This is a genomic window from Posidoniimonas corsicana, assembly GCF_007859765.1.
In the GTDB taxonomy this organism is placed as follows: domain Bacteria; phylum Planctomycetota; class Planctomycetia; order Pirellulales; family Lacipirellulaceae; genus Posidoniimonas; species Posidoniimonas corsicana.
Genome location: NZ_SIHJ01000001.1, coordinates 373,537 through 394,265 on the forward strand (window position 1 = coordinate 373,537; position 20,729 = coordinate 394,265).

Sequence of the window (20,729 nt, forward strand, 5' to 3'; positions counted from 1 at the left end):
TGGGAACAGTTGCTGAATTCTAGTCGGTGGGACAGTTGCGAAGATTGGACTGTTGGTGGCTAACGAGAAGCACCACCGCAGCGAGCCAGGCTGAACAAGGCTCGGGTGCCGCCGAGGTCGCGGGCGGTCCAGCGCCCAAGCCGAAGTTCCGCCGCCAAACGCTGTAGTCACCGACGCCGATCTGACCGTTACGGTCGCCGTCTGCCGCTAGGCCTCCGCCCACTTCGCCTAGGCTGTCACGCCAAACGCTGTAGTCGGCCGCGTCTACCGTTCCGTCGTTGTTGTAGTCGCCGTCAATGCTGGCGAACATCGCTTCGAGCTGGCCGTCCGACAGCTCCCAGTCGCTGCTCAACACGAAAGCGTCCAGCTCGGCCCGCTGCTCTCTCATTGCCAGCCGCAGTTCCAGCGGCACGCCAATCATTGTGGCGTCGACAACGAATCCGGTGTCGCTTCGCTCCCAGCGAAACACTCCGTTGCTTGATAGTGATTCGTTGACGTCAGGGGCGATGCCGAACCCATCGGGGGCGTGGAAGCTGTCCGACGAACTGTCAAACCCTCGAGCGCGGTAGTACGCCCGGTAGAGTCCCTCCGATTCAAACTCCAAGTCATAGGTGGCGATGGTGTCGTGCTGTTCGGCGCCAAGGTCGACCCGGTCACCGTTGGGCGCTTTCAGGACCTCGTCCCCCAATGCCCCGTAGGCGACCGCTACCGACCACACGGCGCCGTTGTCATCTGGATCGAGGATAGAGGAGTAGCTCTCGGCCTGTATCGCGCATCCCAGGGCGAGCCCGCAGCCGCTAAACGAGGTTGAGCCGGTCACACCCGCCAGCCAGTCTGGCCCGACGTCCCGGGCGGTAAGTGGCTTGCGGACAATGACTGCATTCGAGTATTCATCGGCGCCAACATCCCCTACGCCAACCCGTGGCTGCCCATCCATGTCATGCGTTGCGATGCTGCCCAATCCAGGGGTTCCGCCATCAATCAACGGGCTGGTTGCTTGCGGTCGATAGAGGCCATCAGGTCCAGGCGCCAATTGAGGGTCAATCACCGATACTCCGGTATGCACTGCCGACCCCAGCGACTGCCCGAACGCGATGTTTCCTGACCAACTCCAGTCCGCGCCTTCGGCGCCACTGAACAACGGATCGTTCGTGCTCCACACCGCGTTGTTGACGATCTTCACCCTCTCGGCAAGCAGCGTCCGCCCGCTAGAGCCGAGACCTTCATCGAACTTGATCGCGGCGCCACTCACATCGACGATAGTGTTGTGCGCGACGACCGCGTCTTTGACCTGATAGTACTCGTTGACGGCCGAGTTGGGCACGCCGGCCGAAATCGAGACGGCTCCCCCCGCTCTGCCATCGAGTCCCTGAAAGTAGTTGTTTACGACCGTCTGCCCCTCACCGATGACGCGAACGCCTCCGGTCCCTTCTCTCCCCTCGCCCAGAAAGAAGTTTCCTTCGACAAGGTTGTTGTTGCCGTGACGCAGCGTGAGGGTGCCGGATGAGCCTCGAAACGTGTTGTAGCGGAAGGTGTTAGCGCCGGACTTGTTCGAGATGATCTCGATCTCGCCGTCTACCCGCTCGAAGAGGTTGTTCTCTACCGTGGTGAACGAGTCGCTCAGCGACTCATCACTTGTCCCAACCCTGATCGTTTCAAATCCGTTCCCGTTCCCTTCTGGTCTGTCGGCGAAGAAGTTGCCGTCAATCCGGTGGAAGTCGGCCTCCGATGAGTTTCGCCAGACCGTTACCGTAACGCCCGAATGGTTCTGACCGGAGAAGTAGTTGCTGTCCACACGATTCAACTGGCCGTACATCGACACCCAGAAGTAGCGGGTGTCGGTGCTGGCGGGGTTGTAGTTGACGATCGCCGAGTTTGTGAAACGCGAGTTCGTCGCCTCTCCGTTTGACCCTCGGAACTCTACGATGTGATCGCCGGGGCCAAGGGCCCCGCCCTCAAACCTAAGGCCGTCCGCAACTAACCAGTCGCCGGAGATGTTCAGCGAGGAATTGCCATTCAGATGCACCTGGCCGGGAGTCTCCGCACGCAGTGTGATTGGACTGCCCGATTCTCCGAACCCAGCGAAGCTGATCTGCTGGTTAGTCCAGACGCCGTTCGACATGATCAGCGAGTCGCCGGGCTGAGCCGACTGCATCGCCAGCGCGATTTCATCCGCCGACGAGACGTAATACTCAGCGCCGTTCACCGCACTGGCCAGCACAAGAACGGCCAGTACGGCATGCGGGGAGAACGGTTTCGTGAGGAATATTTGTCGCATCCACGTTTACTACTTCGATCGCTTTTGCTTGGGGTCGCCCCATGTAAGCTCGATAGTCAAGTTGTCGACAGGCTCGGTGATCTCAGCGGTCAGTCCGGATGATCGGTAGTCGGCGTACTTCGCAGGGGCGTGCCAATGCACCTTTGATCCGCCGATGATCTCACTGGCGGAAACCTGAACCTGATGGAGCCCAGTGACGGCTCCGTCCCCACTCTCGAAGCAGCTGAGCGTGAATCTTCCTTCATCGTCCACTTGGCCGTAGGAGGGGCGGGCGCCCTCCGGGACAAAGCGAACATTGCCGACGGTAAGCGGCTTGCCGTCGATGAGCACCGTGCCGGACACGGGAACTCTCTTGGGCCCTCCGTCGCCACACCCGACGGCGGCAATCGACGCCAACGCTACCATGGCGTAGCAACGGATGAGGTGGTGAGTAGATTCCATAGCGGACTATGCTGGATCGACCGGTGAATGCTGACGGATTGCAACTGAAAACCTGAGCAGCGCATCCCGTCCTAGTCGCAGTAGTCGTTGTCGATCGCATCACGCTCTTCTGGCGTGCCGGCGATCGTCGACATGTCTTGGTAGAGGGTGAAATCAACGCCGTCGGCAATGAACTCCACGTGGCCGTCGAGGAATGTGAAATTGCCGCCCCCAATGTGCCGGCTTGCGAATGCTCCGTTGACCACCGCCGCGTTCGTGCCTACCGCCTTCGCGTCAACGCCCGTCGGCGTGTTCAGGGCGACATTGGTCACCCGGAAGCAGTCCGCGTATCGGAACGCGTAGGTCCACAGGTTGGAACCGTCCACCGTGTGAGCGTCGATGACCTCTCCCGTGGAGAACGTCTTAGATGTGCCGTCGATGACGTGCCGCAGTTTCTTGGCCTTCCAATACAAGTGGGGCCCGGTGTTGTTGTGCTTGGTCAGGCAAGCATTGACAGGCTCGGGGCTGTTGGGCCCTCGGTGACCGCCGTTGAACGCATACGAGCCGGTCGCAGGCGCTGCCGACCAGCTTTGGAACCGGGGGTTCTCCGAGTAAGGCAAAGACGTGTCGGACGGGCAGACAAAGATATCGGGCCGCGTGGCCAGCAGTGGCTCTCGCGCTGGCACATACGCGGGATTGTGCCAGTTTCCGGAGGGGTCGTAGATCCCTGCGGGCCAGATGCTGTTCTTGTCAAAGATCTCCAGCCCATCGTAGGTTGACTGCAGTTCAAGCTGGGGGAGCATCAGGACGAACCCACTCGCTCCGGAACGCTCTACCGCTGTCCTCAGGTTGCGGACCTCGTCGGTCCCTGTGCTGTCGGGCCCCAAACGTGAAGGCGGCAACTCGCCCTTGGTAGACTCGTAGTTGAGGACAGCGAGTCCTATGTTCTTGAGGTTGTTGGTGCACGACATCCGCCGAGCGGCTTCCCTAGCGGACTGAACGGCTGGCAGCAGCAGAGCGATCAGAACTCCGATGATGGCAATCACGACGAGCAACTCCACGAGAGTGAAGGCGGCTTGCCGGTGCTGGCGTCGGTTCGGTGTGTTGTATCCAGTTCGCATCGTTAATCCTTTGGCTTGCAGCTCGTTCACCACTTGAACGAATTGACGATACCCAATGCTCACGCTCGACACGCTCGGCTCCTAGTTCAAAGCCGCCGCGCTGCCCGACGCGGCGCAACATCAACGCCTAGGTTCGCGGCTTCCAACACGACCGGCGTCGCCTTCCGAGCGTGGCGGCCGCAGCGACCGCTAGCCAGACGCCAGATGGCTCTGGCGCCACGCTGGAGGCCGAGGCGCCCGGCCCCACGCCTTCGCCAAACTGCGACCTCCAGAGGTCGTAGTCGCCCGCGTCAACAACGCCGGACCCGTCCCCCGCGTTTCCGATCAAGGATTCGTCGGCGGCGTTGAGGTTGTCCCGCCAAACCGTGTAGTCGGCTGCGTCGACTACAAGGTCGCCATTAAAGTCGCCAAGCAGCACCGCGCTGGAGCCCTCCACCTCGATGGTGAAGTTGTCCATGATGAAGTCGAACTCGCCTCCACCGCTGCTGGCGTTTCGGATCGCGAAGTAATCCCAGGAGTCGCTGTCGAGCCCGGGAAGGTTGATGTCATCAAGGTCGTTGGTGTCGCCGAATGACTTGACCGCGCCCGACTGCTTGTCCGTGACCCGAAGCTCCGCATGGATAGTGTCCGCCTCCTCCGTAAGCGTCGCCCGCGTGAGCACGAGCTCGATGTTGTAGACCTTCGTGAGATCAAGGTTGATGAAGTCGTACTCCGGAGGGTCGAAGGGGCCCCCGGACGCCATATTCTCAGGGCGTGCAACGGTCTCGACGTCTGTGCTGCCCTGCAAGAGCCGGTCCGCGTTGACCTCTTCTCGGATCCGACTCCCGCCGCCATCGGGCACGAGTGCGTCCCCCATGTGGACGCTGGCTTGCCACCCGGCGTCGCCATTAGCGCCGATCTCGTCACCGGCGCCTTGGGTTCCGGTAAGAGCGCCCTCGAAGAGCCCCTGTTCCTGGCCCCAGACAGCGGGCATAAAGTCGGCGCTCTGATTGGGCAATGGGTTTCCTTCTTCGTCGACCTGTCGACCCGCGAAGGGGTTCGTCATGCCGAGTTGGTTATCGGTGTCCTGGTACAGACCGAACCTGAGCTCACCGAACGAGGGCGAATTATTGGAGTCGGCGCCGCTGTTGGTGTTCGGTGCGTCGCGCCACACCCGGAAGTCAAAGCTCACCTTGACGGTGTCGCCCACTGTCGAGCCGAGCGAGATCGTGCGGTCGAAGAAGCCGGCCGCGACCGAACCACCTCCCCGCGACTCCCACGCCATGGCGTAGCCGCTGTCGATCGCATCGATGCCTAGGCCTCCTGCGCCACCGCTGGTCTCAACCATTGCGCCCTGGGTGTCGTCGACGATCGTAATCTGAGGTTTTGGGCTGCCCGGCCCAGGGTGCGCCGTGTCAAGAGCATCCGACCAGCCGCGGATCTGCAGCCAGCGAATGCCCGTGTCGGCCGCGTCGAGTACGCTGGCGACTTCCGTGTTTGTCCGCTCGCCACTCATGCCGTCAACGTACAGCCGACCGGGTATGTAGGTGGTGCTCTCCACGCTTCCCTGCACGCTGACATCATAGTCTTCAAGCGGGACGCCGTTGTTGTCGAGGTCGGCGTCCCCAAACCCATCGAAGATTGCGACGACGCCCATCGCAGGGTGACAGAAAGTGATTAACGCCGCAGCCGCCAGAAAGTTGGGTGGGATCCGCAATTGCCAACTACCCATATTTGTCGCCCATTCCAGTGTGAGAGTCTGCGAGGTGCAGTATCGACTGCTTGCTTAGTTCAGGGGTGACTGAACCGCCCGGTCACGCTTCGCGGCCAGGTATTGCGAAGCGGACCGAGCCGAAACTTGTTGAACAGCGGTGCGCAGCCCGTTGCAGGCCCGCGACGGCACAGGCCATGCCGCTAGCTTGTCCGGCGACGTCGAGTCGCCCCGGACAGAAGGGTCGCAATGAGTAGACCCGCCGCCGACGCGGGTTCGGGAACGCGGTTCCCGATGTCAACTCCGGTTGTAAGGATGATGTTGTCGTAGTAAACGTCGGGGTCGGTATTCGATGTGCCGCTGCCGAAGAGCGCGAACTGCTGTAGGCCAAGCGCGGTGTCATACGTGGTGCCCGACTTGTCGTAGTGGAACTGAAGCCCGTTCTTGAAGTCGTCGTGCTTCGTGTCGCCAGGGCTGCTCGAGTTGAGCAGAACCCCGTCGATATACAGGTCGTAGTGCAATGGATCCAGCGTGCGGGTTTCGCCGAAGATGTCGTAGGTGTAGACACCGGAGAGGGCGGCGTTGGCCACCATCGTGACGTCGACAATCACATTCAGCATCGGGTCGGTGCTTGTCGTGTCCACGTCGCCGACGCCATCCTCGGCGCCGCTGTACTTGGCGTTCACATCGCCGTCCGCCTGCCAGGACACCGAGAAGGCGGCGTTGTTCTCTGAGGTCACGTTGACGTCGTTGTTCCCCATCCGAAAGCGTATCGCGCTGGAGCTTGCAACGGTGCTGTCGTTGTACGACTGGAAGTCGACCCGAAACGGCTCGAACAGCGGGGCCGCCAACTGGCCGTGAATCTCCGGCTTGTCCTCATCGGTGAGGTCAACGACTCGGAGGCCCTTGCCGGTGGTGAACGGCGTGGTGCCGAAGCCGGCGTCGACATCATCGACCTCAAAGACGCCATAGGGCAGCACTCCGTCGCCCAGGTCGTTGCGTCCGGTGTCGTTCCATGCGCTTAGGTCCTCTGTATAGAGAACGACAGTACCAGCTTGAATCGAGGCGGCCATTCCGGCGCCGACGCACCAAGCGATTGCGAGGAGATACCAGCGATTGCCACTCATTGAATCTAAACCCCTGTTGATGAGACCGAGTGTGCCGAGGCGCCCTGTGCGGCGACGACAAGAAAAGCACGACTTCATTTCGCTCGCCCACACGGGGGCGGGCGGTTGCAAGTCTGTTAGTCGCGGACCTACGACTCTGAAAAGCGAACTCAGGAGGAGGCAGCTCAAGCGGATGCCCAAGCTCTCCTTCGAGTTTAGGCATCGCCTGAAAACACTGCTATCCGAAAACTCGGATTGCGATTCCAATTTTTGGAGCGCAGCAAGGCGTGCTGGATTCGCTACGTCTCGGGCGCCGTTGAGCGGACACCTGCGAGTCAACGCTACGCGTCGCGAAACCTCTTCCGGTACTCGGTGGCGGTAACCCCTTGGTGCTTACGGAACACCTCGCAAAAGTACTTAGGCTCGGCGAACCCGGTGCGCACTGCAATGGCGGACACATTGAGTTCCGTCTCGGCGAGTAGCAGCTTAGCTCGATCTAGGCGGACACGGGTGATCTCTGCCTTGATCGTTCTGCCAAGGATGCTCTTGAAGCGGCGTTCTAGGGTTGTGGGGCGGCTGCGGGCCTGCGCTACAACGTCCGCAGCACGCACGCCACTGGTGGCGTTTTCACGGATGTAGCGGATTGCTAACTCGACGTCGGCATCGTCGATAGCAAGCATCTCTGTGGATCTGCGTGCAGCAATTCCGCGGGGCGGACCTAGCAGGGTGGTCATCTGTGCGGGACGCTTGCCACGCATCATTTTTCCCAACATCTCCGCGGCGGCAAACCCGATCCTGCTGGGGTTGACGTCGATGCTTGTCATTGGCGGCGTGCTGAGGTTGCACAGGTGGGAGTCGTTGTCGACGCTTATCAACGCCACCGTGTCGGGAACCGAGATAGATGCCCGACGGCACGCGTCGAGTACTTGCTGCCCACGGTCGTCATGGCAAGTCATGATCCCAACCGGCTTGGGAAGGTCCTCAAGCCAAGCAGCAATCTGCTGCTGCTGATCTTCCCACGAGGGCGCTCGTTGACGCTGCTGCTCCCCGAGGAGCACGTGGCATTGGGCGCCGTCTTCTTCTACGAGTTCGACGAAGTACTGGCACCGGAGGTCCTGGTTCGGGTTCTCGCCCTTGGGGGTGCCGCAGAAAGCAAAGTTCTTCAACCCCAGGTCCCGCAAGTGCTGGTAGCCAAGCTTAGCAATCGGGCGATTGTCGACCCCGATGAACGGCAGCTCCAGTCCCACTAGCGCCCCCCTTAGGTCGATGGCGGGGATCCCGGTCGCGAGAATCTCATCCGCCATCTCCCGGCTGTTGACCCGGGCAAGGATACCGTCGCCCTTCCAGTCGACCAACCAATCAGGTGGTGGATCATCGAGCCCGTGTGGCTCGAAGTAGATCGACCAGGGGCCGCGCTCTCGCAGGTACGTCGCCACGCCACGCAGCAGCCCGCGCGCGTACTCCCTTGAGGTCTCGATGAGGAGGGCGACATGGGGGGTCTTCTGCATAGTGTTGCTCGGCCACGCGAATCGCTGGCGGGTTTCGCTGGAAGCGTGCTCCCGATGGTGTTCGCAGGAAGCCGTAGGAATTACGAGTGAATCTGTGCGTACCTGTAGAGTAGGGACTCATCGGAAAGCGATCGTCACGCACTCGCAGGTGGATGCTACCGGGGTCCGGAGCGAAAGGGAACCGAAAAACCGGAGTCGGATTCCGTAAAATCGGATTGGTCGCAGGCTCTCATGGTTTACTGTTAATTGAACGTAGTGAGGTCCGCTTGCTGCACCAGGCTAAGTCCTCCGGGGCGCCGGTGACGCCTGACGGAAGTGCTAGAGGTCGTTCGCCGCCTTGCGCGCGGTCGCTGTGATATCGCGGCGTCGTCTACGATGGCTAGTTGAAAACGTCTTATCCTTTTCTTAGCGAGGTTCTCCCGGATGAGCGAGAACGAAAGTAGTTCTAAGAGTTTCTCTGGCGGCGTCCGCCGCCGCGCATTCCTCGGCGCCACGCTGGCGTCGGCGGCTTCTGCCGGCGTCCCTTCTTTCGCGAGCGAACACGCCCAAGAGACGGACAGACCGGAGATTTGTGTCTTCACTAAGTTCCTCCAGCCGCTCAGCTATGGGGAGATGGCGGAAGCAGTCGCAGCTGTTGGCTTCGACGGGGTTGAAGCCACTGTCCGCAAGAATGGGCACGTATTGCCTGAGCGAGTTGAGGAGGACCTTCCCAAGCACCAAGAGGCGATCCATCGAAACGGTCTGAAGACCACCATGATCACCACCGACGTGCTAGGCCTGGACCAGCCCAACACAGAGAAGGTGCTCCGCACGGCTGCGTCCTTGGGGATCAAACAGTACCGGATGGGGTTCTACCGGTACGACAGCGGCCGCGGCGTCCGAGAACAGCTCGCCGAGATCCGACCACGGCTACTTGAGTTGGCTGCCTTGAACCGAGAACTGGGCATTTCGGCAGTGTACCAGAACCACTGCGGCGCCGATTTTGTAGGGGCCCCGCTGTGGGACATCCACAGCCTCATAAACGACATACCGGCGAGCGAGATCGGGTCGGCCTTCGATATCCGCCACGCGACCGTGGAGGGCGGGCTCGCTTGGCCACTGCACTACGACCTCATGAAGCCGCACATCGGCGCCGTGTACGTCAAGGACTTTCGATGGGCCGGACCCAAGCCTGAACACGTCCCGCTGGGGACGGGCCGGGTCGACAAACGGTTCTTGAAGATGCACCGTGAGGCAGGGGGCGATTGCCCCATATCTCTTCACGTCGAGTACCTGAAAGGCGCCGATGCGCAGGAGAACCTTGCCGCTATCAAACGCGACTACGGCGTACTGAAGGAGTGGCTCCGGGCCTAGCGTATCCGCTGGAGGGTTCACCACGCAGGGAATACGCTGCAGCACGTTGGTTTATCAGGTGGAGTAGGATAGGAATGGAGCTACAAGGCAAGCGGGCGTTAATCACCGGAGGAACACGGGGCATAGGGGAGGCGATTGCGACCGACTTCGTAAGTCACGGGGCAAGCGTAGTGGTCAACAGCCGGACCGACGACCCCGCGGCCAGAGCCGCGGTGGCTCGACTTCGGTCGCTCGGCCCGGCGGAGCACATCGCTGCAGACATCGCCGACGCGGAAGATATCGGCTCGCTGGTCGAGAAAGCCGTGGCTTTCATGGGAGGCCTCGACATCCTCGTGCACAATGCAGGCGGACCCGCCCCTGGCACGGTCGAGAGTATACCCCCCGAAGACTGGATGCTGGCTTTCGATGTGCACGTTCACGCCGCGTACCACCTGTGCCGCTTCGGCCTTCCCTACCTCCGGCAGAACACTGAGGGCGTGATCCTGTTGATGTCGTCCGCAGCCGCAATCCGCGGCTGCCCCGGCGCCCTGGCTTACGGAACGGTGAAGGGGGCGATTACCCAATTCACCCGGATGTTGGCGCGCGACGTCGCTGACGACAACATCCGAGTGAACGCGGTAGCGCCGGGCATCATCCGGACACGTTTCCACGACGCCATGACGCCCGACGCGCAGAGCCACAATCTAGCCAACCGCATCCCGCTGCACCGCGAAGGCACGGTAGACGATGTCGCCGAAGTAGCGCACCTGCTCACGACAAACGAGTTCATAACCGGCGAGACCTACGTCATCGACGGCGGCATGAGCATGCAGATGGTGCGATGAATCCGCGTCGACCACGCAACGATGGGACGGGTCCGAATCCAAGGGGGCTTGCATGGGCGTGAATCCGCGGTGTCCGCGGCGGATCAGAGGAGTGCTAGTGGCCGCAGTGGCCCATGCCGCGTTGGCGCCCACCTTAGCGGCAACACCGCCTGGGAAGGTGCTGGACCTCTCCTCTTGGAAGCTTACGCTCCCGTACGACACGAAACACCAATCGGGCAACCCTGACGAGGTGACCCAGCCAGAGCTGGCCACGTTTAGTGACCCGGAGAACTTTCGCACGTCCGACTCAGGGGACTATGTGTTGTTCCGTGCTGCCTGCGACGGGAAGGGAACCGAAAACTCGAAGTACCCACGATCGGAGCTGCGGGAGATGAGCCCCACGGGGCGAACTGAAGCAGAATGGGCCACCGACGACGGTGGGGCACACGCTATCGAGGTCGAGATCGCGGTCACCCAGACGCCCCGCACCAAAGAGCATGTTGTCTGTTTGCAGATCCACGATCACGAGGACGATCTGCTCATGGTGCGATTGGAGGACGATTTGCTTTTCATCGAACGTGACGGCGAACCCGATGTCATCCTCGACTCAGAATACCGTCTTGGCAAGCGTTTCAAGATCCGCATGATTGCGAAGGCAGGACGCGTCAAGACCTGGCACAACGGCGTTCTAGCAATGGATTGGCCTGTCAAGGCGAGGCGGTGCTACTTCAAGGTCGGGTGCTACACCCAGTCCAATCGTTCGCGAGAAAAGAGGCCAGGGTCGTACGGCGAGGTTGCAGTCTATCGTCTGGGGCTATCGCATTCCGGCTCCACAGAATGATCCAACGCTTGATCGCGGAGCGGGACTGTCCGGCGCCGGCTGTCGCGGGTATTGCTGAACGGTTACTTGCCGATCTCTACCGCTAGCTCTTGGAACGCCGTGTTCTCTTCAGAGTTGGTGACTGGGTAGACCCGCCACACGACCCATCGAAACGCGCCGAGGGAGCTCCCCGCTCCCGCGGCGACGCCTGACATCTCGAACTCCGACCGTGGCAGCCGTGTTGTGTCCACCGAAGCAATAGGAGTGAACCGCTCACGATCGGCCACATTCCAGCCAGGGTCTCGGCTCAATGTGCTGCCGTAGAGCGTCAGCCGCTGCGCTCCGCGTCTGCCGTGCTTATTGTGGGACCAAGCCCGGATTGCTTTGACGTCCTGCACCTTGCCTAGGTTGATCTTGTAGGCGCCCCCGTTCTCACCGTTGGGGAAGACCGGCCCGTAGCTGTCGGCCACGTTTCCGTCAGTCAGGCTGCGGAGCGGGCTGTTGGAAGTCGCCTTTGCGGCCGTCACCGATAGCGACGACGTGGTGGGCACGGCCAGCTCGTCGACGTTGTCGGACGTTTCAAAGTCTATCTTGACCGAAGGCGATACGGCGACCTCTACTGGCTGCTGGTCCCGAACAATCTGGACCAGCAACGGAGATGGACCTGACTCTGCGACCGCCCCGAGGAACTGCGCAATGCCTGGAGTCGCCGCCCCATTGACTGCTTGGATGAGGTCGTTCGTCTTGAGGCCGACCGCGGCGGCGAGAGAGGACTCTGGCGCCTCGACCAAGGCGACGCCGCCGTCTGCTTTGCGGGTTCCAAAGGCCGAGTACTCCTCCCCCTTGAGGCCGTGAAGCTTGGCGCCCAGCCAGAAGAATTCGGCATCAGCAGCTTTCGGGCGTCGGCGGCCTCGACTCTCATGCCCGTCGCCCGGTTTGAGCGGCGGGATCTCAGGCGTTCTCGCGATCGATCGGAGGGATGATTTCTTCACCCCGAACTGGTCCATCGGGAAGTTGCGGAAACCGACCTCGCGGGCGGGCGACCCCTCGGCCACCCGGAAGTCGCCGGAGGACGGATCGATGAATCGGGGGTTAGCTACGATTGAGTCGACGTCCCATCCGAACCGGGCGTAGCGGTCGACAGTGCGAGCGTCCGTCACGAAGAACAGGTTTGCGTCGATGCGTTTTCCTTGGGCGTTTTCCGCGGGGGTTTGGGCCCCCCGGTGCCCCGCCATGAAGATGTTCGAGAAGACCTCGTCTTGGCTTTGATCGAACCACACGTGGGGGTGAAACCCATTGTTGACCGTGATATTGTTCCACGCGCGACGGCGGAAGCCTTCGCGTAGCTTGAGCCCGCCGTTGAGCATCAAGTTGTTGTAGATGTCGTAGTTGCTCGAACCGTCGTCAAGGTCGATGTCCCAGCCGTGATCGCACCGCCACCTGCTGTTCCTGATAACAGTAGTCTCGGCTGCGTCCAGGAACGGCAGGTTTGGGTCGGCGTCCACGGCCTCTTGGGTCACACTGCGGTCGCTGCGCCAGTACCGATCACGACCCCACGAGTTGAACGATCCGTGGTCGTGGGTCTCGAGCACCGTGTCAAAGACATCGCACCGCTCAATCAAGTGACCACCCCAGCAGCCGTCGCCGATGTTGATTCCAGCTCGAGCGCAGTCGTAGATTGATGTGTCCCGCACGGCGATTGCTCGTGACATCGAGATCTGCACGCCTGCCGGCTGGCGTTCAACACGGCCGATGCCGTGTATGAGGCAATCCTCCACTACCCCATCCGCCGGGTAGTTCTCTGACTGCGGGCCTGGGGTGCGGTCGATTCTCTGGAGGTCGTTCTTCTGCCGGTACTCAAACAGCGGGTTCCGAACCGCGTCGGCGTCCCCCACAAAACAGACGCCGCTCGCGCCGACATCGTGGATGTGGCAGCCCTGCACCCGGACTCGGCGGTTGTAGTTGTTGAAGAAGATGGCGTTGCCGCCTAGCTGGTCGAACTCCATGTCACGGATGATTATGTCTTCGCCACCGGTGACCAGGAGGGCGCCGCCCCGGTGGATCGCCCAGTCCGAGCGGAGGAGGGGCTCGTCTGTCTGCATGAAGGTGCGCGCAGCGTGGCGCACCACAAAGCCCTCCAGAGTGATGTTGTGGACCGGTTCCTCAAGCGAGCCCCGGATGTCGATGACACGCGGGAGACGCACCACCTCAACCACCGATTCCTCCGGTGACTCTCCATCGATCGGCATGTAGTAGAGGATGCGGTTTGTTGCGTCGTGGAACCATTCGCCCGGGGCGTCTAGCTCCTCGAAGATGTTCTCTACCATCCGGTGCTCTTCGTGCATCCCCATGCGACGATTGTTCTGCCAGCCCCCTTCGTACGTCACTTCTCCGCTGGGCTTCTTGCCGGTGATCCGGTAGTGGTAGCCGCCCCAGCGGGAGCGGTGCATGGCGTGGATGTAGCCGCCCGTTGGATCGGCCCAGCCGGCCGCACGCTGCTTCGCGAAGGCGTCCTTGGCGAACCCCTGATAGGCCGAGGTCGTCTTGGTCGCGTCGTGGTTAGGGTAGCGCGCCATGTGGCGCCGAACGCCATTCACGAAGAGCTGGTCAATCGCGATCCCTTCAGGCGTTGAGGCCTGAAGGATTCCATCCTGGTAGGTGGTCCACCGCAGTTCGAGCCGAGCACCGCCGCTCAGGACCGCGCCGCCCTCGTTCTCTGATCGGTACACGACCGGAGTATCCGGGGCGCCGGAGTCCGCCGGCGTAAAGGTCAGCGGCTCAGCAAGGTAGTAGACGCCGTCCGCAACGATGACGGTTACAGGCTCTTTGCCGGCCTGCATCCGAGCCCGGTCGCGGGCGGCGGAGAGCGTTCTGAGCGGGGCTGACCGCGTCCCCTTATTGGCGTCCGCGCCCTGGGGCGCGACGAAGATCTCGGCGGCCCCGAAGGCCTGAGTCGCGAGCAAGCCCGCCGCGAGGATAAGAGCAGCAGTCGGTTGGGCGCCGTTCAAGAAAAGCCTCGAAAGGAGTTGGGGCAAGTCGCAATACCGACTCAGCGAATCGCAGCAGGACAACAGGGCCGGCTGTTATTGCTGAGCCACGGGGCGCAGCTCGACTTGTCGGAGGTTTACCGGGGTCCAGCCGCCGGGAAGGGGCTTTATCTGCAGCTGGTGATTGCCGGCTGAATCGATCGAGATTGTCCCGAGGCGCCGATTTGCGTACTTGTGGTAGCTGCCCGTTTCTGCCGCTGTTGTCGCGACCATCTTGCCGGGAACGCCGATCTCAAACTGGCTGTCGCCCTCTCCCGTCGCTAGCTCCGCACAGACATCGTACTTCCCGGGCTGCTCGATGTTGACAGACCATTCCACCCAGGCTTGCGCGTCCTTCCAGTACCCGAGGTTCTGCACTTTGCCGTGCCGCTGGATGCGGATTGCTGGCGCGCCCTCGTTGTTGTGGAGGAACGCCTTGCCAGCGGTTAGCACGAGCGATCCGTCTGGTCTAGCGGTCGCCCCTTGCGGTTCTACTTTCAGATTGCCGCGAGTCTCCAAGACGACGACCGAGTTGATCGTGCTCGGCGCTTGGAGGGGAAGCCCAAGCGTGAGCACCTGGTCCTCCACCCCAACGTCGACTGGGTCTCCGCCGTCGAGCAGATATGCCTTGTCGACCACTGTCTTTAGGCCCGGAATCAAGAGCTGACCGTCGGTCGGCCAGTCGAAGATGTGGAGGTACAGCCGCGCCCCACCGGCCCCGCGCCGCATGGTGCACCGCCCCCATTCCAACTGCCCTAGGGGGCTGGCGGTGGTTCCGTAGATGGAATCGCCATTGGTGCGCATCCACTCGCCGATCTCTTCGAGTCGCTCCACGGCTTGGGGGAGCAGCGTCCCCTCGCCGGTTGGGCTAACGTTCAGCAAGTAGTTGCCCCCCTTGCTTGCGATATCGGCCAGGTTGCGGATCAAGGTAGTGGCCGATTTGAAGTCGGTGTCCGATCGTTTGTAGCCCCAGCTTCCGCTGATCGGCATGCACACCTCCCAGTCGGCCGCGCCGGGGGCGTCCTTGGGGATGTGGCGCTCAAACGTCTTGTAGTCGCCCGGGTAGTCGTCACCAAGGCGGTCGTTGGTGATGGTGTTGGGCTGCAAGCCAGTCAGCGAATGAAGCTTATCGAACGACTCACGGGTCATCCTCCTGGGCGTGTCCCACCAGAAGATTGCAATCGGGCCGTACTCGGTCAGCAACTGCCTCACCTCGGGCACCGCCTTTTCATCTACGTACGTATCGTTGCTGACGCGGCGGATGCTCTTATCCCACCCGTTGCCAAAACCGCCAGGGTGCCGCCAGTCTTGAGCCTGCGAGTAGTAGAAGCCAAAACGGATGCCTTGGTTCTGGCACGCGACCGATAGCTCCTTCATGATGTCCCGCTGGAATGGCGTGCTGTCAACCACGTTGAAGTCATTGCTGTCCGAGTCGAACATCGAAAACCCGTCATGGTGCTTGGCCGTGATCACCAGGTACTTCATGCCAGCATCTTTCGCCAGCTTGACGAAGGCGTCGGCGTCGAAGCTGGTCGGGTTAAACCTGCCGGCGTACCGCTCGTACTCGGCCACCGGAATCTTTCCGCGGGCCATCATCCACTCGGCACTGTTGGGCAGCTTCTGGCCTTTGTACTCGCCGCCGGTTACCGAGTAGATGCCCCAGTGCACGAACATGCCGAACTTGGCGTCCCGCCACCAGTCCATTCGGTCGCTGCTTGACGGCGCCGCTTTACTCAGGGTTTCGGCGTAGAGCAGGGAGGGCGCCATTGGGGCCAGCAGGAGGGCAAAGGCGATCAACTGTTTGTATTGCATAATGTGTTGCTTGGCGTGGACTCTGCCGCAAGCGGATTCGAGACAGCGTCGTGTTGTGGTTCGTGGCGATAGTCGGCGCCGTTGCGGCCCTTGGGGCGGCTCGCCTTGATCGCGACAAGAAGGTCGGAGCACAATGTGGCGGTGCATAGACTCAGTTTGTTCGCAGCTGCTTCGGATTCGGATCACCATCTGAGCGCCGTCGTCAACTAGGACGCGTAAACGAGGACGAGCTCTACTGCGGCGGCGGCCGCCGGTTTTCGATCAACCACTCACGGTGGGATCCCGTCCACCAACAGAAGTCCATCGATTGCCGGCCACAGGGTAGGGCAATAGGAGCCGCCAACCGGTTAGACTTCTGGGTACTCAAAGCCAGACCGAGGCGCACGGCTCATCATTGCGGACGCCTGATCGTCGCCCATGATCTGTTCGCTTTGCGGGTCCCAGCGGATTGTCCGCCCGAGCCGTGCGGCGATGCTCGAGAGGTGGCAGGCGTTCATTGTCTGAACGTGTGAAAACACATCCGACACCGGCAGGCCGCCCTCACGCACGCAGCGGAAGAAGTTCGCTTTGTGTCCTTCGTGCGGCTTTCCTTTGTAGAGGTTGGCAAGATCGTCCTGTGTGAAGAGGTCTTTGTCCCAGCTCTCTTCCACCGGGCGGCCGGTGATGCGCCGCCGATTAACAAACAAGCGGCCCTTCGAGCCTTCGAACAAGATGCCGTTGTCGCCCCGGCTGGTCACGTGCATCTCCAGCCCACTCGGGAACCTGTGAACGACGTTGAAGTCGTGTGACGTGTTGTAAGAGTCATTAACGGTCGGGCGTCCGTTCTCGAAGGGGACCGGGTGCTCGGCGTCGGCACCATCGATCTCGGTGGGCCCACTCCCGTGCTGGTCTAACCCCAACGCCCACAGGGCAATGTCGATGTGATGCGCGCCCCAGTCGGTGAACTTGCCGCCGGAGTACTCGTACCACCAGCGGAACTCGTAGTGGCAGCGACGCTTCATGTAGCCGGTCTTCGGCGCTGGGCCGAGCCAGCGGTCCCAGTCGAGCTCGGCGGGTGGCGTCTCGACCTTGAACGGCCCGCCCGTGGGGCTCCCGTTGATGCCGCACGTCACCTTGGTGACCTCGCCGAGCAGACCCTTGCGGACCAGGTTGACCGCACGCAGGAAGCGGCGTTTGTCGCCACGCTGCTGGGTGCCCACCACGAACGCTAGCTCGGGGTGCGTCTGGCAGGCCTGGCGGATCAAGCGGTTCTCTTCCAGGGTCAGCGTTAACGGCTTCTGACAGAAGACGTGCTTGCCGGACTGCAACGCTTCGATGGCGACCTTCACGTGCCAGTGGTCTGGCGTGACAATGCTTACAACGTCGATGTCGTCGCGATCAAGGACTCGGCGGTAGTCGTTGTAGGCGTCGGCGCGTCCCCTTCCAATCCGCTCGTCATTCCTTGCGCGCTCGCTGTGCCGATCGTCCACATCGCACACGGCAAGGATGTCGCCGAACTCGGAGTGCTGGTGGGCGTCACCCATCCCCATCTTCCCTAGCCCAATGCAACCGATCCGGGGGCGGTCGTTCTTTGCCGTGTTCGCGAAAGCCTGACGACCGCAGGACCCCCAAGGAATCGTGGTGCAGGCGGCCGCTGCCCCGAGAAAGCTCCGACGATCAAGGGCTGGAAGGGGGTAGCTCACGTTGGGTCCTCAGAGGAGGCAAGTAGATGACGCCGAAGGCCTTTCGTGGCCTCCGCAGGAGTTTCCACAGGCGGGCTGGGAAAATACGAAGGAATCTTCGAGAAACCACTAGATTCCTCTCAACGCTGGCCACCAGGACATCACTTCCAGAATACCCCTGTACTGCAGTCTGTCGGCTGCGTAGTCTCGGGCAGGCTCTGTGTTTACCGCGCCGCGGGCGAGGGAGCCGCGAGCAAGCGCTTTCCAAGTCCGATTGAAGGTCCACAGCAAGGCGGTCGTGCGATAGGCAAGTTCGGAGCGCTCTTGCGTGCGACCCACACGCGCGGCCGAACACGGGCGATCGTTGTCGGTTCCTATCGTTTCAGGTAGAACGCCGGTTTGATAAGCGTTGGCGCGAGTAACATAGTTATTAAGCCACAGTGATTGAATCGGCCAAGCTTTGGACTCTACGTTTTGCGTGGTCCTTTGGCGCCGCGTCTCGCACTTGATGCCACGGGTTGGAGCTGAAGTAGCGCAAGCAACGGGGGCGCGCCAGCGGCGTCGGACGGAGTTGCATATGCCCTGCTGCGTGCTTCAGGCAGTCCGGTCTACAAAGGAATTAGCTATGAGTAGAGCTAGGGTGGTCTCAGCAGCGGTTGTGACCCTCGTCGGCGCAGCGCTTGGTGCGACGGTCGGCGTGTGCCACGCAGCAGCTGCGGACTCAGAATCGGCAGTCCCATACTTCATCGATCCGGCGTCGCCGCCCAGCGAGCCGATGACGCTCTGGTACCGACAGCCGGCTCGCGACTGGGAGAGGGAGGCGCTGCCTGTAGGGAACGGGCGGCTCGCCGCCATGGTGTTTGGAGGGGTGAACTCCGAGCGGATTCAGTTCAACGAGGAAACCGTCTGGGATGGAGAGCCGACCGACTACACCAACCCAGCGGCGAAGGATGCGTTGCCAACGGTGCAACGCCTGCTGTTCGAAGGGAAGAACGCCGAGGCGACCCGCCTGGCCAAGATGGAGATGATGGGGCGACCGTTCAGGATTAAGTCTTACCAGACGCTAGGCGATCTGCATCTCGACTTTCCGGATGTCGAGGTGGTCTCGAACTACCGCCGCAGCCTGAACCTTGCGAACGCGACCAGTCGGGTGCAGTACACGGCAGACGGCGTAACCTACAGCCGCGAGGTGTTCGCCAGCTCGCCCGATCAGGTGATCGTCATCGCCCTCAAGGCGGACCAGCCCGGAAGGATCAGTTTCAGCGCGACCCTGGCCCGCGAAGGGGCGACGATATCATCTGAGTCAGGGCGGCTGATCCTGCGGGGAAAGCTAGGCGTGCGATACGAGGCGCAGCTCGCGCCGAGAATCCGTGGTGGGCAAGTGGACTGCCGTGACGGCAGGCTTGAAGTCTCGGGCGCCGATGAAGCGGTGCTGCTGCTGGTCGGGGCAAGCAGCTACAACAACGCGAGCGACATCTCTGGCGACCCCACCGAGCGTTGCGACGCGGTCCTTCGCGCGGTCGGCAACAAACCTCTTGAGCGGCTGCGTTCCGCACACGTCGCAGACTACCATCGACTATTCAACCGGGTGCGGCTGGACCTGGGCGGGGCCGTTGCGCCGAACGTGGCGACCGACGAGCGGCTCAACGCCGTGAAGCAAGGCGCGGCCGACCGACGGCTCGAAGAGCTGTACTTTCAATTCGGCCGCTACCTGCTGATCAGCAGTTCGCGTCCGGGCTGCCTCCCGGCCAACCTGCAAGGAAAGTGGTGCGATGCGTACAAAGCCCCCTGGAACAGCGACTACCACTTCAATATCAACTTCCAGATGAACTACTGGCTGGCCCAGAGCTGTAACTTGGCCGAGTGCCATCTGCCCTACTTCGACTATCTCGAGAGCCTGGCGCCTTTTGGTGAGAAAACGGCCCGGGTTCACTACGGGGCGGACGGCTGGGTAGTCCACCACCTCTCGGACATTTTTGGGATGGCGGCGCCAGCCGACGGTGTGCACGGCGTCTGGCCTATGGGAGCGGCGTGGGCGGTGCGTGACCTGCTCGAGCACTACCGGTTCAATGGGGACCGCGAGTTTTTGGTCGAACGGGCGTACCCCATGATGAAGGGCGCCGCCCTGTTCCTGCTCGACTTCTTGGTGGTGGCCCCGCCGGGCACGCCAGCGGCTGGCAGGCTCGTTACCAACCCGTCTCATTCGCCGGAGAACTCGTTTATCAAGGCCGACGGCACGGTCTCCGAGTTTACCTACGCCGCGACGATGGACCTGCAGATCGTGCACGACCTGTTTAGCGGGGTGCTCGAGGCAAACCACGCCATCGACCCGTCCGGCGATTTCGATCCGGCGTTCAGATCGCGGATCGAAGCCGCCCTGTCGAACCTGCAGCCGCTGCAGGTTAGCCAATCAACCGGCCGACTGATGGAATGGGTGGAGGACTACCAGGAGAAGGACCCACGGCACCGGCACACATCGCACCTCTTCGGGCTGCACCCGGGTCAGCAGATCACCGCATCCGGCACGCCCGAGCTGTTCGAGGCGGCGCGGAGGACGCTCGAGGCGCGGGGCGACCGCGGGACCGGCTGGAGCATGGCCTGGAAAGTCAACTTCTGGGCCCGGCTTCATGACGGCGACCACGCCCACCTGCTGCTCATGAACCTTCTGCGCAAGAACACGCTCAGCAACCTCTTCGACAGCCATCCCCCCTTCCAGATCGATGGCAACTTTGGCGGCGCGGCGGCGGTTGCGGAGATGCTTCTCCAGAGCCACGAGGGTGAGCTGCACCTGCTACCGGCCCTGCCGTCGGCTTGGCCAGCGGGGTCGATCGAAGGGCTTCGCGCACGGGGCGGATTCGAGGTCGACATGCACTGGGCAGACCACAAGCTCACCCGCGCGGTCATCCGTGCGTCGCGCCCAGGGGACCTTAAGGCAAGATACGGCACGCAGGCCGTGGCGGCCCACCTCGCGACCGGAGAGTCCTACCAATGGGAATTCGACTAGTGGTGCGTAGCCCCCCGCGTGAGGTCCGAGGGCACGCAGCGATGCTCGGCGGTGCGCAACGCTCCCTCACGGTTGCGAGGGATGCTCGGCGAGCTGACCACGGCCGAAGCCTTCGCTGTCGCCCTTA

At 62.0% G+C, this 20,729-nt stretch carries 13 protein-coding genes; 4 read left to right on the forward strand and 9 right to left on the reverse strand.

All coding sequences use genetic code 11. From position 1 onward, the window contains the following. Positions 1 to 19 precede the first annotated feature (19 nt). The 6 genes from KOR34_RS01365 to KOR34_RS01390 form a co-directional block, all read right to left on the reverse strand. Positions 20 to 2,278, reverse strand: a complete 2,259-nt coding sequence (locus KOR34_RS01365) for a chondroitinase-B domain-containing protein (RefSeq protein ID WP_146561519.1) — start codon at positions 2,276 to 2,278, stop codon at positions 20 to 22. Positions 2,279 to 2,287: 9 nt separating this feature from the next. Further along, entirely contained in the window at positions 2,288 to 2,719 is a 432-nt protein-coding gene (locus KOR34_RS01370; protein ID WP_146561521.1) for a hypothetical protein, read from the reverse strand. A gap of 71 nt (positions 2,720 to 2,790) precedes the next feature. Continuing rightward, the gene (locus KOR34_RS01375) at positions 2,791 to 3,819 is read right to left on the reverse strand and encodes a DUF1559 domain-containing protein (protein ID WP_146561523.1); all 1,029 of its coding nucleotides are present in this window, start codon (positions 3,817 to 3,819) and stop codon (positions 2,791 to 2,793) included. Between the two features lie 127 nt (positions 3,820 to 3,946). Further along, complete coding sequence (locus KOR34_RS01380; protein ID WP_146561525.1) at positions 3,947 to 5,455, reverse strand: hypothetical protein; 1,509 nt, start codon at positions 5,453 to 5,455, stop codon at positions 3,947 to 3,949. Between the two features lie 257 nt (positions 5,456 to 5,712). Then, positions 5,713 to 6,582, reverse strand: coding sequence for a PEP-CTERM sorting domain-containing protein (locus KOR34_RS01385; protein WP_197531041.1), 870 nt, complete (start codon positions 6,580 to 6,582; stop codon positions 5,713 to 5,715). Between the two features lie 374 nt (positions 6,583 to 6,956). Next, positions 6,957 to 8,123 carry a XylR family transcriptional regulator gene (locus KOR34_RS01390; protein ID WP_146561528.1) on the reverse strand — a complete coding sequence of 389 codons (1,167 nt, stop codon included), beginning with the start codon at positions 8,121 to 8,123 and terminating at the stop codon, positions 6,957 to 6,959. Between the two features lie 423 nt (positions 8,124 to 8,546). Between KOR34_RS01390 and KOR34_RS01395 the strand changes: the two genes are divergently transcribed. The 3 genes from KOR34_RS01395 to KOR34_RS01405 all read left to right on the forward strand — a co-directional run bounded on the left by KOR34_RS01395 (position 8,547) and on the right by KOR34_RS01405 (position 11,120). Next, complete coding sequence (locus tag KOR34_RS01395) at positions 8,547 to 9,476, forward strand: sugar phosphate isomerase/epimerase family protein (protein ID WP_146561530.1); 930 nt, start codon at positions 8,547 to 8,549, stop codon at positions 9,474 to 9,476. A 74-nt stretch (positions 9,477 to 9,550) separates the two neighbouring features. After that, positions 9,551 to 10,300, forward strand: coding sequence for an SDR family NAD(P)-dependent oxidoreductase (locus KOR34_RS01400; protein WP_146561532.1), 750 nt, complete (start codon positions 9,551 to 9,553; stop codon positions 10,298 to 10,300). A 97-nt stretch (positions 10,301 to 10,397) separates the two neighbouring features. Next, positions 10,398 to 11,120, forward strand: a complete 723-nt coding sequence (locus KOR34_RS01405) for a polysaccharide lyase family 7 protein (protein ID WP_197531042.1) — start codon at positions 10,398 to 10,400, stop codon at positions 11,118 to 11,120. A gap of 62 nt (positions 11,121 to 11,182) precedes the next feature. Here KOR34_RS01405 and KOR34_RS01410 read toward each other — a convergent pair whose 3' ends face one another. From KOR34_RS01410 to KOR34_RS01420, 3 genes are all read right to left on the reverse strand, one after another. Continuing rightward, positions 11,183 to 14,062 carry a right-handed parallel beta-helix repeat-containing protein gene (locus KOR34_RS01410; RefSeq protein WP_228714459.1) on the reverse strand — a complete coding sequence of 960 codons (2,880 nt, stop codon included), beginning with the start codon at positions 14,060 to 14,062 and terminating at the stop codon, positions 11,183 to 11,185. A 120-nt stretch (positions 14,063 to 14,182) separates the two neighbouring features. Beyond that, positions 14,183 to 15,937 (reverse strand): alpha-L-fucosidase, encoded by a 1,755-nt coding sequence (locus tag KOR34_RS01415; protein WP_228714460.1) that lies wholly within the window; start codon positions 15,935 to 15,937, stop codon positions 14,183 to 14,185. A gap of 347 nt (positions 15,938 to 16,284) precedes the next feature. Continuing rightward, positions 16,285 to 17,619 (reverse strand): Gfo/Idh/MocA family protein, encoded by a 1,335-nt coding sequence (locus KOR34_RS01420; RefSeq protein WP_146561538.1) that lies wholly within the window; start codon positions 17,617 to 17,619, stop codon positions 16,285 to 16,287. Positions 17,620 to 18,223: 604 nt separating this feature from the next. Here KOR34_RS01420 and KOR34_RS01425 point away from each other — a divergent pair. Next, on the forward strand, positions 18,224 to 20,602 hold the full coding sequence (locus KOR34_RS01425) for a glycoside hydrolase family 95 protein (RefSeq protein ID WP_228714462.1): 2,379 nt from the start codon (positions 18,224 to 18,226) through the stop codon (positions 20,600 to 20,602). Positions 20,603 to 20,729: the final 127 nt, after the last annotated feature.